This is a genomic window from Nocardia sp. NPDC051750 (assembly GCF_044453135.1).
GTDB lineage: Bacteria > Actinomycetota > Actinomycetes > Mycobacteriales > Mycobacteriaceae > Nocardia.
In genome coordinates, this window is record NZ_JBITCK010000005.1 from 659,616 (window position 1) to 673,585 (window position 13,970).

At 66.6% G+C, this 13,970-nt stretch carries 13 protein-coding genes; 2 read left to right on the top strand and 11 right to left on the bottom strand.

What is annotated here, in order from left to right:
- Positions 1 to 172: 172 nt before the first annotated feature.
- Complete coding sequence (locus ACIA75_RS24900) at positions 173 to 1,726, top strand: ISL3 family transposase (protein WP_397107923.1); 1,554 nt, start codon at positions 173 to 175, stop codon at positions 1,724 to 1,726.
- Between the two features lie 634 nt (positions 1,727 to 2,360).
- On the opposite strand, the gene ACIA75_RS24905 is transcribed toward ACIA75_RS24900, so the two are convergent.
- The gene (locus ACIA75_RS24905) at positions 2,361 to 3,581 is read right to left on the bottom strand and encodes an MFS transporter (RefSeq protein WP_397107925.1); all 1,221 of its coding nucleotides are present in this window, start codon (positions 3,579 to 3,581) and stop codon (positions 2,361 to 2,363) included.
- A gap of 72 nt (positions 3,582 to 3,653) precedes the next feature.
- Between ACIA75_RS24905 and ACIA75_RS24910 the strand changes: the two genes are divergently transcribed.
- On the top strand, positions 3,654 to 4,238 hold the full coding sequence (locus ACIA75_RS24910; RefSeq protein WP_397107927.1) for a TetR/AcrR family transcriptional regulator: 585 nt from the start codon (positions 3,654 to 3,656) through the stop codon (positions 4,236 to 4,238).
- A gap of 190 nt (positions 4,239 to 4,428) precedes the next feature.
- On the opposite strand, the gene ACIA75_RS24915 is transcribed toward ACIA75_RS24910, so the two are convergent.
- Genes ACIA75_RS24915 through ACIA75_RS24960 form a run of 10 tightly spaced genes read right to left on the bottom strand, consistent with a single transcriptional unit; the run spans position 4,429 to position 13,778 of the window.
- Positions 4,429 to 5,445 carry a DUF5914 domain-containing protein gene (locus ACIA75_RS24915; RefSeq protein ID WP_397107929.1) on the bottom strand — a complete coding sequence of 339 codons (1,017 nt, stop codon included), beginning with the start codon at positions 5,443 to 5,445 and terminating at the stop codon, positions 4,429 to 4,431.
- Positions 5,442 to 7,019, bottom strand: coding sequence for an NAD(P)/FAD-dependent oxidoreductase (locus ACIA75_RS24920; protein WP_033244222.1), 1,578 nt, complete (start codon positions 7,017 to 7,019; stop codon positions 5,442 to 5,444). Before ACIA75_RS24920 ends, ACIA75_RS24915 begins: the two co-directional genes overlap by 4 nt.
- Positions 7,019 to 7,780: a class I SAM-dependent methyltransferase gene (locus ACIA75_RS24925; RefSeq protein WP_397107931.1), complete on the bottom strand. Its 762-nt coding sequence runs from the start codon at positions 7,778 to 7,780 to the stop codon at positions 7,019 to 7,021. The genes ACIA75_RS24920 and ACIA75_RS24925 overlap by 1 nt, the downstream gene beginning before the upstream one ends.
- 4 nt (positions 7,781 to 7,784) lie before the next feature.
- Positions 7,785 to 7,979, bottom strand: coding sequence for a hypothetical protein (locus ACIA75_RS24930; RefSeq protein ID WP_156052294.1), 195 nt, complete (start codon positions 7,977 to 7,979; stop codon positions 7,785 to 7,787).
- A 2-nt stretch (positions 7,980 to 7,981) separates the two neighbouring features.
- A complete protein-coding gene (idi, locus tag ACIA75_RS24935; protein ID WP_397107934.1) occupies positions 7,982 to 8,536 on the bottom strand; it encodes an isopentenyl-diphosphate Delta-isomerase in 555 nt (184 codons plus the stop codon).
- Entirely contained in the window at positions 8,533 to 9,492 is a 960-nt protein-coding gene (locus ACIA75_RS24940) for a phytoene/squalene synthase family protein (protein ID WP_033244219.1), read from the bottom strand. Before ACIA75_RS24940 ends, idi begins: the two co-directional genes overlap by 4 nt.
- On the bottom strand, positions 9,489 to 11,015 hold the full coding sequence (crtI, locus tag ACIA75_RS24945) for a phytoene desaturase family protein (protein WP_033244218.1): 1,527 nt from the start codon (positions 11,013 to 11,015) through the stop codon (positions 9,489 to 9,491). The genes ACIA75_RS24940 and crtI overlap by 4 nt, the downstream gene beginning before the upstream one ends.
- Before the next feature lie 55 nt (positions 11,016 to 11,070).
- Complete coding sequence (locus ACIA75_RS24950; RefSeq protein WP_397107937.1) at positions 11,071 to 12,231, bottom strand: polyprenyl synthetase family protein; 1,161 nt, start codon at positions 12,229 to 12,231, stop codon at positions 11,071 to 11,073.
- 30 nt (positions 12,232 to 12,261) lie between these two features.
- On the bottom strand, positions 12,262 to 13,299 hold the full coding sequence (locus tag ACIA75_RS24955; protein ID WP_231508564.1) for a MerR family transcriptional regulator: 1,038 nt from the start codon (positions 13,297 to 13,299) through the stop codon (positions 12,262 to 12,264).
- Positions 13,281 to 13,778, bottom strand: a complete 498-nt coding sequence (locus ACIA75_RS24960) for a DUF6764 family protein (protein WP_033244605.1) — start codon at positions 13,776 to 13,778, stop codon at positions 13,281 to 13,283. The genes ACIA75_RS24955 and ACIA75_RS24960 overlap by 19 nt, the downstream gene beginning before the upstream one ends.
- Between the last annotated feature and the right edge of the window lie 192 nt (positions 13,779 to 13,970).

A 13,970-nucleotide genomic window follows, 5' to 3' on the forward strand; every position in this document is an offset into this window, starting at 1 on the left:
CTGCAGATAGCTTTTGTCGACGGCACGTGAATACTGGATCTGGCACGGTTTGCGTGATTGACCCAGCCTGAATTGCCAACGGCTGCTTGATGTTCGATCATGTCGCCGGTGTTCTGATCTCGGGCCGCTCGCGGTCTTGCTCCCGCACCTGGATGGGCTGCACATCGACGACATGTCCTCGACCGGGGCTCGGGTGAACCTCGATGTGAGCACCCGCGACGAGGCCGCCGCCTGTCCGGGCTGCGGAATGTCTTCGCGGCGGATCCACAGCCGCTACCGTCGGCGACTGTCCGACACCGCGATCACCGGCCGGGAGGTGCTGATCCGGTTGCGGGTCAGACGCCTGTTCTGTGACAACCCCGAGTGCGGCAGGAAAACCTTCGCCGAACAGCCATCCGGGCTGGCGGTCCGGTATGCCCGGCGCACGACCGTTCTGCAGCGTCTGCTCAGCGCGGTCGCGCTCGCATTGGGTGGCCGCCCAGGAGCCCGAATGACCCGTCATCTGGCGGCGACGGTCAGCCGGATGACCCTGCTGCGGCAGATCCGCGCGTTACCCGACCCTGACCAGGCCACACCCCGGGTACTCGGTGTCGATGACTTCGCGCTGCGTCGTGGTCACCACTACGGCACGATCCTGATCGATATCGAAACCCGTCGTCCGATTGATGTGCTTGCCGACCGCACCGCCGACACCCTCGCCGGCTGGCTGCAAGCGCATCCCGGCGTCGAGATCGTGTGCCGGGACCGCGCCGGCGCCTATGCCGAAGGTGTGACCGTCGGGGCACCCGATGCGCTGCAGGTCGCGGACCGATGGCATATCTGGCACAACCTCGGCGAAGCGGTCGAGCGCGTGGTGGCTCGACACCGCGACTGCTTGAGCGCCGCAGCCGATATCGAGTTCGACGCCGCACCCGGGCACCAGTCGCATCCAGCACAGACTTCCGAGGTGAACGAGCCACCGCCTGGCAGAACCGACAAGTGGGCCGTTCGTACCCGCGAACGTTACGCCGCGGTCCACGCGCTGCTCGGCGAGGGTGTGAGCATCCGCGCAATCGGTGTCCAGCTCGGTCTCGCCCGAGGAACTGTTCGTCGCTTCGCTCGTGCCGACAGCGTCGAGGAGTTACTGGTCAACAACGGCACCGGACGGCGGACCAGTCTGCTCGAGGAGTTCAAACCATACCTGCATCAGCGCTGGAATGAGGGCTGCACCAACGCCACCCAGCTCTTCGGTGAAATCCAGAAACTCGGCTACAGCGGCGGCAAGAAGATCCTGCTCAGCTACCTGCACCCATTCCGCACCACCGGTCACATCCCGCGCCCGGCATCCAAGCCACCGTCGGTCCGGCGGGTGGCGAGTTGGATCATGACCGATCCAGCCCGTCTCGATCCCGACGACCAGCAACGCCTCGATGCGATCCTGACAACGAGCCCCGAACTCACCGCCCTCGTTGTCCATGTCCGGGCCTTCGCGACGATGATGGCTCGTCTCCGTGGCCGTGAACTGGAGCGATGGATGGCTGCGGTCGATGCCGACGACCTGCCCGCGCTGCATTCCTTCGTCCGCGGCCTGCGTCGCGACCTCGACGCAGTGACCGCCGGCTTGTCCCTGCCCTGGAGCAGCGGACCGGTCGAAGGCCATGTCAACCGCATCAAGATGATCAAACGGCAGATGTTCGGACGAGCGAACCCTGACCTACTCCGAAAGCGGATACTGCTGGGCGACTGACTGCACCCCCAGCAGTCCGAATCACCACATTTGTGCCAGATCCAGGATTGGCCTGCCGTTGACAACGCGCTGCTCAGCAGCCGACATCGCGTGAGCGATGCGTGAGCGGACGGCCCGATACAGGGCGGCATGAGCCGGGTCAAAGGGCTCACATCGAGGTTTTGACCAGGGGAAGCAGCACCAGTCGGCAGCGCCAGTCACCGCCCGGCAAGAATTCGATCCCACTCCTAAAGCGGTGTCGCAGGTTCGAATCCTGCCGAGGGCACAACCCACTACGGCATTTCCGCAGGCCAACTAGATTCACGCTCCGCGAACGACTTGAGAATCGTTGACAGAAGCGAATCTATGCAGGTCAAACGGTTACCTGGTTACGCCAGCGAGTTCCGACGTCATTTGTCGGCGAAATCGGACGTCGCGTGCGTCAACTCATCCGTGATCGTGACGGTGAATAGTGACGTCACTGCGCGCGTGAAGCGGGCAGGCGGAACCGTGGCGTTTCACCGAACTTGTGGGAGACGGTTCGGATGGGTTCAAGGCCCGCGAACTTCCCACCCGAAGAAGGTGATCTATTTCGCGGATTCGGAGGTGGGCTTCGGGCATGAGTCCACGTGCCTATCTGTCCGATGATGGAGGATCAGACAGTCTCCGTCGCCTCTGACTGCTTGGCTGGTCCTGCGGTGCGGGTCCGTTTGGTCGGCAGCATGATCGCAAGCGCAAGGAACGCTAGACCCGCGGCGGCGGCCGGGACGAGCCCCACACCGACCGAGAAGACTCCGCCGCCGACCACGCCTCCGAGTGCTGCGCCGATGTAGACGGAACTGCTGTGCACGGCCATCGCTTGAGATGCTGCCTCGGCGCCTGCGCGCGCGAGCATCATTGATTGGATGCTCGGAGGTACTGCCCATGCGGCTGCCGACCAGATGGTGAGCAGTACAGCGGTCAGTACCACTGGGATCGGCCTGACGGTCCAGAGCACCGCAAGGGTCACCATGATGGCACAGAACATCAGGCTCACGAGGACGAAGACCAGGCCGGGGGTGTACTTGTCGATCAGGCGACCTGATGCCTGAGTGCCGAACAGGCCACCGATTCCGCAACACACCAGCAGTACGGCCAGCACCATGGGCGACACATTGGAAAGCCTGGACAGGAAGGGGGCGATGTAGGTCTGGAAGGTGAGGTTGCCTGCGACGGCCAGGGTCGTGACGATCAGGATTGCCGTGACAGTGCCGTTGAGTAACGGCCGGACCATGTCGGCGAGCGTTTTGCGCTCTTCGATTGCGTGGGCTTCCGCTTGCGGAAGGGTGCGCACCAGCACGAGGAGTGCGGCGATGCCGAGGAGACCGGCGAATACGAATGTGGCCCGCCAGTCGAGGATCGCTCCGATCCATGTACCGGTCGGGATGCCGATCAGTACCGCCCCAGTCAATCCGGTCATCACGGTGGCCAGGTAACGGCCCTGGTGCTGCGGCGGGGCTTCGGCGCTTGCCGCGGCCAGTGCGGTGGGGAGAACCAGGGCAGCTGCCAGCGCGGCGATGACGCGTAGCGCTAGGAGGGCGCTGTAGCTGTCGACCAGCAGGACTGCGAAGTTCGCGGCACCGAAGACGATCAGTGCCCCGCACAGTGCGCGCCGTCGTGGAATGCGGAGTGGCAGAGACGCCCACATCGGGGCGGCGAGCGCATAGGTCAATGAATACACCGTGACCAGTTGACCGGTGGTGGTCTCGGGCAGCTGGACCGTCTCCGAGATCGCCGGCAGGACACCGATGATGATGTAGTCGTCCGTCTGCACCGCGAACGCCGCAAGAGCCAAGGCGAGCAGCCACACGGGCTGGGATGTGGGCGAGAACCTCATGCCGTAAGGGTAACGTTTGTTTCCTTTATAAGGCTAAGCGTATTCTCCTGACGAGACGAGGAGGTGGGAACAGTGCCCAGACCGGCCAGCCCGCAACGGCGACGCGAGGTGACCGATGCGGTCATTGAGCAGCTCGCCACCACCGGTATCGGGAACTTCTCCCTACGGACGCTGGCCGAGGGAATCGGCCAGAGCACCCGCGTACTGACCCACCATTTCGCCGACAAAACCGCCCTAATCACGGCCGTACTCATTCGACTCGACGAACGGCAGCACCACGCGCTTCGGTCGACACCCGGCTGGGACGACCCCGCCGTTGAGGTCGGTTCTCTCGTCCGGTCGGCCTGGGAGCGCAACCTCAGCCCAGAAGAGCTGGCCATGACCCGCCTCATCCGGGAGATCGAGGGCCTCGCCGCCGCTGGACGCCTACCGTTGCCCGCCCCGGGGTTCATCCGGGGACGGGCCGAGTTCGTCGCCTCGTGCCTGGTCCGCCGTGGCCTGCCCGAGAGCAACGCACTCACCTTGGCGACCCTGCTCAACAGTGCCTACTCGAGTCTCCAAAGCGACTACCTCACCACCGGAGACAAGCAACGGGTCGAGATCGCTCTTCACGAGCTGTGCGCATGGATAGACGACTGTGTGCGACAGTCCAACTGAGCGAAGCCAGCGATCCCGGCACACCCGTCAGCGGCGAGGGCAACCGGACCGGCAATTCATGGAATTCAGGGTCAGCCAACATCGAAGCGGCCTGCCTGCCACCTCAGCAGTGCAATAAGAGCCTTCGCCTGCGCGGCAGTGATGCGCTCTGCTTCCGCACCGGTGACATACCGAATCTCGAAAGACGTCGTCATCCCGGTTTCTGCGTCCGCTGTCGGTAGCGCCGTTCGGCATAGGCCAGGTCGTCGCGCCACAACCGGGTCGCAGCGCGGGTCATTATCGGCCGTAGGAAGCGGGCGGCGTGGCTGGCTCGGGCGAAGCCGGGGCGAGTCGAGTCGGCTATTACGGCTTCGATGACGGCGGTTCGTGGTTCGCCGTCCGGCCCGGGGCCGAGCGGTGTGGCATGGGTTTCGACGACACTGCCCGATCCTTCACCGTCGATGATGCGCATCGTGACGGTCCGGGGCTCCGGACTGGTGAACTCGGCGCGCACCGGGACACCGAGACGGCCGCCGACCCGAAAGGTGACTGCAACCAGGAACCGGTCGTCGGAGTCGGCCGAATCGTGTTGCTGGGACGGAGTCTCTAGTACTTCCAGCCGGGTGAATGAGTATGGGTGGAACCAGGCGCCGTGCCACGGGTCGAGTCGGTTGGCGACAATATCGGCCGGTTCGCACACTCCGCTGAGGGTTGCTACCGCGGCGATGGCGCGGTGCGCGGGCGGGCGGGCCCCGATAACAGGTGTTTCGAGCGGGCTACTGTCGCCGATATGGTCGAGGCGGACCCACGCCAGTACGCCGTCATCGTGGCGCGGTAATGGTGTCCAGCCGGCTTCCCCGCCGCTGTCCAGTCGCAGCCCGTGCCATCGGCACACGAGGGCACCGCAGTCGATATGTGCCTGCGCCAGCGGCGCGCCCAGATGTGGGCACGCTCCCGGACCTACGACAAGTCGTTGCCCTCGGTCTCGCCATGCGACGAGTTCGACTCCGGCGATCGTGAATCCGAACGGGCGGCCGGGGCGAATGTCTCGGCTGGCGGCGAAGACGTACCAGTTCCCGGACGGGCGTTGTTGTGCGCGTTGGAGTGTGGCGGCGATGAGGGCGGGTTTCGCGGCGTGGTAGGTGGGTTCCTGGTCTGCCCAGTTTCCGGGGTCGATGGGTTGCAGTGGCCATCGATCGGGCCAACGCCGAAACAGGAGGTTGTTCATCGGAGGTCCTCGGCAGGTGCGGTTGCCGTTGCGTAGCGGGTGGCGAGTCGGCGCAGTAGGGCGTTGCGGCCGCTGGTCGGCACGGTGTGCAGATCGTGGCCGGGTAAGCCCCATTGGGTGAGCAACGCGTTCGCCGCCGCCCATCCGGTGGTGGCGGCGCGTTCCATCAACGCGACGGGCAGGTCGATGCGGATGCCGTCGCCGGCCAGCACGAGCCGACGGTGTGGTGTGCGGATGGTGGGCCGGTACGCGTGGTCGCCGACGCCGAACAAGGGGCAGTCCTGGTTCCATTGCAGGTGTTCGCCGAGGATTCGGGCGTCGGCGGTTTCCGGGTAGAGGCGGTTCAGCCGGGCGCGCAGCCGAGCGGGGATATCGCGCTCCTGGGCCGGTGTCAGCTGCGCGGGCAGGGCGTAGGCGTGGAGTTCCAGTACGGCGCCGCCGTGGCGCGCGGCCCACGTGCGGGCCTGTTGCTCGTAGTGGTTCAGCACGCTGACGTTGTCGAGGGGGGCGAGGCCTCCGGTGGCCAGGAACGCCGGTCGATGCGGCGCGACCGGCTTGTCCAGCCAGATCCGATACACCAGAAACGGTGGCGCGCTGCGTAACCGTTCGATCGATGCGCGCCACACTCGGTCGCCGAGTTGCGGCGAGTTCTCGACGATGCGACGCAGTCCGGCGGCATCTGTGGCGAGGACGACGGCGTCGGCGGCGATATCACGACCGTCCTGTGCGCGCACCCGGAAGCCGCCCTCGCCCGCGGGCTCGACGGCGGTCACCGTGCTACCAGTGCGGATCCGGACATCGTGCGAGATGAGGTAGTCCTGCAGCGGCGACCACAGTGCGGTGTCGTAGTTCGAAGTGGGGACGTCGAACAACAGACCTTCGCTCGAACCGAGGAAGTAGATGTGGAACATGGTCGCCAGCTCGGCCGCCGACAGCTGGGCGGGTGGCGCGAAGAAGCTGCGGGAGAACACGTCGAAAGCCAGATGGCGGGCGGTGGCCGGAAAGTTGATCTGCTGCAGGAAGGTTTCGGCGTCGGTGTGGTCGAGCAGGTCGTAGATCCCGGGTACGGAGACCGCCGCGAGAGGTGCCGCGGCGCGCGCGTCGATGCGGCGCAGGTCCTGCAGGGGGAAAGTGTGGCTGCGGGCGGCGAAAGCGAGGGCATTCCATGGTGGTGTGCGCGGCAGACGCCGGAAGGTGTCGCGGCGTCCGTGGCCGTCGATGAGTGGGTAGTCGTCGATCGCGACGAGCCGATGCAGCTGCGGATCTGTGCGGCGCAGTAGCGCGCGCAGGTTGTAGTACTGACGGAAGAAGGCGTGGAACCCGCGGTTGATTGCGATCGCAGTGCCGTCGGGCAGGTTTTCGGTCCAGCCACCGACCCGGCCGCCGAGGTAAGGCCGGCGCTCGATGATTTCCACGTCGATGTCACGTTCGGCAAGCCCGGTTGCCGCGGCGAGTCCGGCGATACCGGCGCCGATGACCACCACGTGTGGGCGGTGGTCGAGGCCGCGGCGTCCCGAGGCCGCTGGGGCGCGATGGTGGACAGCACGTCGGTCGCGTCCGGAGCCGGCACGCATCATGGAGCCCCTTTTGATTCGGAGCCGGGCCCCGGCACGGTCGCGGTGAAGGTGTGCACGATGTCGTACTGCCATCCGGGCACAGTCGCCACCCGTATCCCGGTGAAGCCGTTCTCACGTAACCGTGCCCGGAACTGGTGCACGCTGTCGAACGCGGTCACGCTGCGACGCAGGTGCCGGTACAGGGTGGTGTCGCCAGTGAGCAGCGCGCCGAGCGGAATGATCACTGCGCCGCAGACCGTGTTCCACACCACGCGGGCGGGCAGTGACCCGCGCACCGAATACTCGTGCACTACGAGCGGGGCACCGGGATGCAACAGCGCGGCGAACGCGCGCAGCTGGGCGTCGGGGTCGGCGAGGTTGCGCAGCAGATATGCGGCGAAGATCCCGTCGAAATGGCCGCCGCAGCCGGCCGCGTCGAGGTCTTCGATGCGGGTGTGGTGGAACCGCACTGTGGAAGGCCAGTTCTTCGCGCGGGCGCGGGCGAGCATTTGGGCCGATGCATCGATGGCGACGATCTCGGCGTCCGGGGCAACCGACAGCAGCGCTGCGGTCGAGGCGCCGGTACCGCAGCCTGCGTCGAGCAGCCGGAGTCCGGCGCCGTTGGCGGGTAGCTGCATACGTCGCGCGGACAGGCGCAGATGCTTGTGATAGCCGGGGTTGTACCCGACGAGACGGTCGTATTCGGCGGCGCCGTGGTCGAAGGTTGCCGGTACCTGGTCGCGTGGGAGCCCGTCCGGGCCGAGCCGGGCGCAGTTCACGGCGCTACCTTCCGGCTGAGGTGGTGTTCGTTTCGGCGGTGATCGCGATCGCGTCCCACACCAGCAGTATGCCCGCGACGGGCAGCACGCTACCGGCAAGACGCGCCGGACACCGGTGGCCCCTGTGTCCGACGAATTCCCGTAGGACGGTCACCATGAGGCACAGGCCCATCAGGATCAGGTGCTGCCAGTGATCCACGATCACCTCCTATCCGTCCACAAGCTGAACCCGGGCGCCGCCGCGAGCTGCGGTACCTGGTCAGCGGCCCACGGACTGATCGGCCAGCGCAAGCCGGCGGCGACGGCGAAGTCGGGCCACGGCACCCAGCGCCAGTCCATCACTTCGGCGGCGTCGGCATGCACCGGTCCGTCGGCGCGGGCGCAGAATACCGGGCAGACTTCGTTCTCCATGGTCCCGTCGGGTGCGGTGGCCGAATACCGGAACCGCGGCAACAGGCAGGTGGGGGTGTCGATGCCCAGTCCCAGTTCCTCGCGTACCCGGCGTCGAACAGCGTCGCCTACTGGTTCGCCGGGTGCTGGATGTCCGCAGCACGAGTTCGTCCACACTCCCGGCCAAGTCCGTTTGCTCAGTGCCCGGCGCGTGACGAGCAGTCGCCCGTCCCGATCGAACAGGTAGCAGGAAAACCCGAGATGTAGTGGCGTATCCGTGTGATGTACAAGCGTTTTCGGCATCGAGCCGACCTGCTCGCCGCTGTCGTCGAGCAGTACCACGCGCTCTTCGGATCGCCCCGTCATGACGGCATCGCCGTAGTGAGTGTGCCGGCGCGACCGCCGCGGCGGGCCCACAACGCGCGAGCCAGTGCGGGCCCCGCCACGGCGGCGCGCCTGGCGCGGCCGACGGTCGCACGCTGGGAGAACACCGCGAATTCTGTTGCCTCGATCCGGTCCAGAATCTCTGCGTACAGCATTGCCGCCGTTGTGACGCAGGGCCGCGACACCGGGTGCAGTAGCTCGATTCCGGCGCGAGCGGTCCGGTACCAGTCGCGAGCGATCGCATGCTGGGCCGCCAGCGCCGAGCGCACCCGGGTGTCGATCTGTCGATGATCGCGGCACCACTGCAGCCGGTCTCGGTCCACGCCGAAGGCGGCCAATTCGTCGGCCGGAAGGTAGACCCGGCCGCGGTCGAGGTCTTCGGCGATATCTCGCAGGAAGTTGGTCAGCTGGAATGCCTTGCCCAGGGCGGCCGCGTAGGGGGCCGCGTTCTCGGTGGGGCCGACGGTACCGAGAACCGGGAGAACCTGCAGGCCGATCACTTCGGCGGACCCGCGCATATACCGATCCAGCGCGGCCCGGTCCGGGTAGTCGGTCACCGTCAGATCCATCCGCATCGAGGCCAGGAAATCCTGGAATAACGCGCGGTCGATATCGAAGCGGGCGACGGTGTCGCTCACCGCGGCCACGATCGGGTCTTCGTCGGCACTGTTGTCGATACCGTCGAACAGCCGCTGTGCCAGTAATTCCAAACGTTCTGCCGGGGTGAAGGGCTGCCCGCCCGGAAGGTCGACGATATCGTCGGCCCACCGGGCGAATCCGTACAGGGCATGGATCGGCGGGCGTTGCGCCGGCGCGAGCAGCCGGGTGGCGAGGTAGAACGTGCGCCCATGGGTGGCGTTGAGGCCGCGGCACCGCCGGTAGGCGTCACGCAGTCGCGGTTCACTGATGCCGGCGGCGTCGAGTTCGGAACTGATCATGGCCGTACCCCGCTGCTGTTCGCGGCCGGTGCCGGGTTGTTGCGGCCGGCGGCGCCGGTGATGCGGTCGGCAGCGAGCCGGCCCGACAGCAGGGCGGTCGGCACTCCGACGCCGGGTACTGTGCCGCAGCCGGCGAGCACCGCATTCGATACGCCGCGCGGCAGGTTCGCCGGCCGGAACGGCCCGGTTTGGGCGAAGGTGTGCGCCAGCGAGAACGGTGTACCCGCCAGCATGCCCCGCTGTGCCCAGTCGTCGGGACTGTCCAGATGCACGATATCGGCGTGCTCAGCGAATCCCGGCAACAGCCTCTGTTCGACGATCGCGGCCAGGTCCGCGCCGTATCCAGGAGCTCGGCGCTGCCAATCCAGGTGTGCGCCACGGTCGAGATTGGGGGCGGGGGCCAGCACCGAGAACAGGTCGTGGCCAGGCGGGGCGAGTGTCGAATCGGTGGCGGTGGTACGGGTGACCAGCAGCGAGGGATCGCTCATCGGCACGCCCTGGTTGATCAGTTCGTCGAATGTCTGCTCCCAGGCGTCACCGAAAAGCAGAGTGTGATGCGCGGTCGTCGCACCGGCCGGCACACCGATATGCGCGACGACCGCCGACGGCGCGGGCCGCGCCCGCACCGGCCGCCGCGGTGATCGGCCCAGCAGCTGGTAGGCCGTGTGCAGTTCGGTCGCCAACACCACGGCATCGCAGGTGATCCGCTGCTGTTTATCGGTGTGTACGGCACCGATGTGGGTGCCGCATCGTTCCAGGTCGGTCACCGCTTCGCCGTAGTGGAACCGCACCCCGGCGTCGGTGGCGGCTGCTGCCAGCGCGGCGGGCAAGGCGCGCATCCCACCGCGCGGGAAGTACACGCCGCCGACGGTGTCCATATAGGCGATCACCGCATACAAAGCCAAGGCTCGTTGCGGTGACACACCCGCGTACAAGGACTGGAAAGTGAAGACCCGGCGCAACCGCGGATCGGTCAAGAACTCGGCGATGACCCGGTCCAGACGGCGGAAGCCCCCCAATGCGACGAGCCGGGCCAGCGCTGGGGTGACCAGTGACAGTGGTGAGTCGAAGTTGGCGGCGATGAACCGGTCGAACTCGATGCGATATATCTCGGTCAGCCATTGCCGCAGTCGTCGATAGCCGGCGACCTCACCCGGTCCGGCGAATTCCGCGATGGAGTGTTCCATCGCGTCGCGGTCGCTGTGCACGTCCAGTGCGCTGCCGTCGGCGAAGCAGGCGCGGTAGGCCGGAACGACAGGGTGCAGATCGAGCCGGGTTTCGATGTCCTCGCCTACCGCCGCGAGGGTATCGGCGACAATTTCCGGCATGGTGAGCACCGACGGGCCGGTGTCGAGGCGGTACCCGCCGATATCGAGTTGCCCCGCTCGGCCGCCCGGAACTGGTTCGCGTTCCACCACCGTGACAGCGCGGCCTCGTCCCGCCAGGTGCAGCGCGGTGGCGAGCCCGGCGAGTCCCGCGCCCACCACGACGACATGGTCGGTGCTCCCGGTTACGGTCCGCATGGGTCCTTCTTTCTTTGTTCGGCTGTCTGGCTGTGTCGCGTGAGGATGTGCGGGTTCAGGTGCTACGTCGGGTGCACAGCAGCGCCATCTGCTGCAACGCAGCGGTCACCGTTGGGTCGAGAACACTGTCCACGAGAAGCTTCCGCGCGTCCTCGACGCGGTCGGCGATCATCTGCTCGGCGCGCTGGGGCGCACCGCTGTCCACGATCAACTCCCGGGCCGTCTGCACCGCACTGTCATCGAAGGTGTCGCGCTGCCACAGATCGTGTAGCCGAGCTCGCCCGGACGGCCCGGCCAAGTGTTCGGCCAGCGCGACGACGGTGGTGGCTTTGCGTTCCCGCAGATCCGCGTCAGCTGATTTACCGGTGACCGAAGGCTCACCGAAGATACCGAGCAGATCGTCGCGCAGCTGGAATGCCTCGCCGATCAACACGCCGTACTCACACAGTACTTCCAGGACCGGCTCCGCGCAGCCCGCCATCGCGGCGCCCAGTTCGAGCGGCCGGCGCACCGTGTAGTTACCGGATTTGCGCCGCGCGATATCGAGTACCTGTTCCAGCGTCGGCACCCCTGCGGCGTCGTTGACCAGGTCGGCGAGCTGACCCACTGCCAGTTCGGCACGCATCGCGTCGTAGCGCGGCCACACCCGGCCGAGCGCCGCTGCCTCGACACCGCTTTCGCGCAGCATGCGTTCCGCCCACACCAGGCACAGATCCCCCAGGAGCACTGCCGCGGATTCACCGAAACGCGCCGGCGATCCGGACAACCCTTGCTCTTCATGCCAGCGCGCCAGCCGCACGTGAGCGGCCGGGAGACCTCTGCGGGTATCGGATTCGTCCATCACATCGTCCTGCAGCAAGGCGAACCCGTGCAGCAATTCGATACTGGCCGCGGCCCGGAGTGCCGCCTCGGATTCATCGGCACCGCACAACCAGCCGAGGTACATGAACGTCGGTCGCACAGACTTGCCACCCGGCACGAAATCGAGCAGTACCCGGCTCGGATATTCGAACCCGTTTGCCTGCAGCTCTTCCGCGCACCGTGCGTGTACGAAGTCCTCGACGTGGGTGCGCACCGCGGCCCGGACTTGCGCCGTCCACGACTCGAACCATGCGGAATCGTCACTGTCACTGTCACTGTCCGTCGGAGGGGACAGGGGTGCCGCCTGTTGTGCGTTCACCACTCCGATTGTGGCACTTTTCCGCCAAAATTGCATCGTTTGCGCATCGTTTAATCGAATGGTGAACTACTTGCCGGCCCGCACCAGTCGACTGATCTCGGAGATTGCCTCCTCGAGCGTGCCGACGCGCCGGCCGCCGGGCAGCGCCGGAGCTGCCGGCCAACCGGGTCCGGCCAGGAGTAGTCGAACAAGGCGGCCACTCCCGGCGGGAACCGGTTCCGCTGCCGCCGTCCGGCCCGATTGGGACCACAGCACCACCACGGGACTGCGCGCCTGTTTGGCTATCGCGTCGGCAAGTGCGATACCGGGCACGGCGGAGCCGAGCAACAAGGCCGGTACGCCGGCTTCCGCGAGCGCGGCACGTAGTACCTCCAGTGGAAGTACGTGCCCCTCGCCCGCAGTGCAGGCCAGCAGCACCGGAGCCAATCCGGCGACGTCGGGCGCCGGCGGTACCGCGCGGTGCAAACCGGTGGTGATCGCCCAGGACAGAACATGCTCCACATCGATCAAGTCGATTCCTCGATGCTGGCGGCTCACGATGTCGGTGAAAGCAGGGCGGCACAACCGGTTCCATGTGGCCACAACGCCGAAACACGTCAGATGGGCGGTGATCTCGGCGAGGAGATCGGCGGCTCGAAGCTGCTCGGCAGCGGCCAGGACCGGAGCCACATTTCCCAGTTCGGGCAGTGAATCCGCTCCGGCACGGGCAACCCTCGCGGCTTTGGCCGGGCTCACGCCGGACCGGACCAGATCGGCCATCCGGCTCAGCATCGCCACGTCACTCGTCGTGTAGTGCCGGTGACTGCCCGGGCGGTGGTGCGCGGGTCCCAGGCCGTACCGCTGGTTCCAGCTACGTAGCGTCGCGATGGGGATACCCAGCATTGCCGCCACGACACCGACGGTGTAGCCGGATGTCGAGTCACTACCTCTCGCGCCACCTTCGACCACGCTCGGCACACCTTTCAACGAAACGGCGCAAACCGCGTCACCGTCGAACGGCTGGAATCCACCACGCGACCAGAAGACATACCGCTCGGCACGGCCGAGCGCGGCGCGGGGGTCGGTTGTATATCCGGTTCGGATGCTCAGCGCAGCGACAAGCACCCCTGCAATGTTTGGAAGTCTCCGGCGAATGCGGGACCGCCGGTGCAGGTGGGGGTGGATACCCCAGTGACGGTTACCGCCGCTCCCGGCCCGGCGATACCGATCGACAGCCCGGGACGGACCCCGGTCAGTGTCGCTTGCGCGCCGGGTCCCACGGCGATAGCGGCCGGGCCCGACAAGAATGCCGAGCTCGATGTCGCCGTTCCGCCGTTCTGTGCGATGGCCAGCGACAGGCTCGTCGCGGCCGCTTCGGCAGCCGCGGTGCCATCGACTCCGTACGCGGCGGCCGCACCGCCCGTATTACTCGTCGCGGAGCAGGACGCGCCACCGGTGTCGGTCTGCACGGATGCGGCTCCGGGCGCCGGACACGACGCAATCGGCGCGGCATTCGCCGTCGGTCCGGCGACCAGCGCAAACACTGACGCGGTCCCTACGCCCACCAGCAGACCGAGCGAGCGGGCAGCAGTGAATCGAAACATGACGATCTCCTCCATTGTCCGAGCTTGTCCCTGGCCGTGCCCCACTTTTGGAGTGTTGTCGGCCGTCTGAAATTTCCGCCTGTAAGGGTTCACACTACGCGCTAAATGATGCAGAATCGACGCATCACGAGAATTTGTTTCGAGATCCATGACGGAAAGCAGTCGCGAGTTTCTGGCCGCATTCCTGCACAC

Bases quoted from the DNA above. Each gene is read 5' to 3' on its own strand.
- ACIA75_RS24960 (WP_033244605.1), bottom strand. From the start codon at position 13,778: ATGTTTCGATTCACTGCTGCCCGCTCGCTCGGTCTGCTGGTGGGCGTA.
- ACIA75_RS24905 (WP_397107925.1), bottom strand. From the start codon at position 3,581: ATGAGGTTCTCGCCCACATCCCAGCCCGTGTGGCTGCTCGCCTTGGCT.
- idi (WP_397107934.1), bottom strand. From the start codon at position 8,536: ATGACGGGGCGATCCGAAGAGCGCGTGGTACTGCTCGACGACAGCGGC.
- ACIA75_RS24920 (WP_033244222.1), bottom strand. From the start codon at position 7,019: ATGCGTGCCGGCTCCGGACGCGACCGACGTGCTGTCCACCATCGCGCC.
- ACIA75_RS24940 (WP_033244219.1), bottom strand. From the start codon at position 9,492: ATGATCAGTTCCGAACTCGACGCCGCCGGCATCAGTGAACCGCGACTG.
- ACIA75_RS24950 (WP_397107937.1), bottom strand. From the start codon at position 12,231: ATGCAATTTTGGCGGAAAAGTGCCACAATCGGAGTGGTGAACGCACAA.
- crtI (WP_033244218.1), bottom strand. From the start codon at position 11,015: ATGCGGACCGTAACCGGGAGCACCGACCATGTCGTCGTGGTGGGCGCG.
- ACIA75_RS24915 (WP_397107929.1), bottom strand. From the start codon at position 5,445: ATGAACAACCTCCTGTTTCGGCGTTGGCCCGATCGATGGCCACTGCAA.
- ACIA75_RS24900 (WP_397107923.1), top strand. From the start codon at position 173: ATGTCCTCGACCGGGGCTCGGGTGAACCTCGATGTGAGCACCCGCGAC.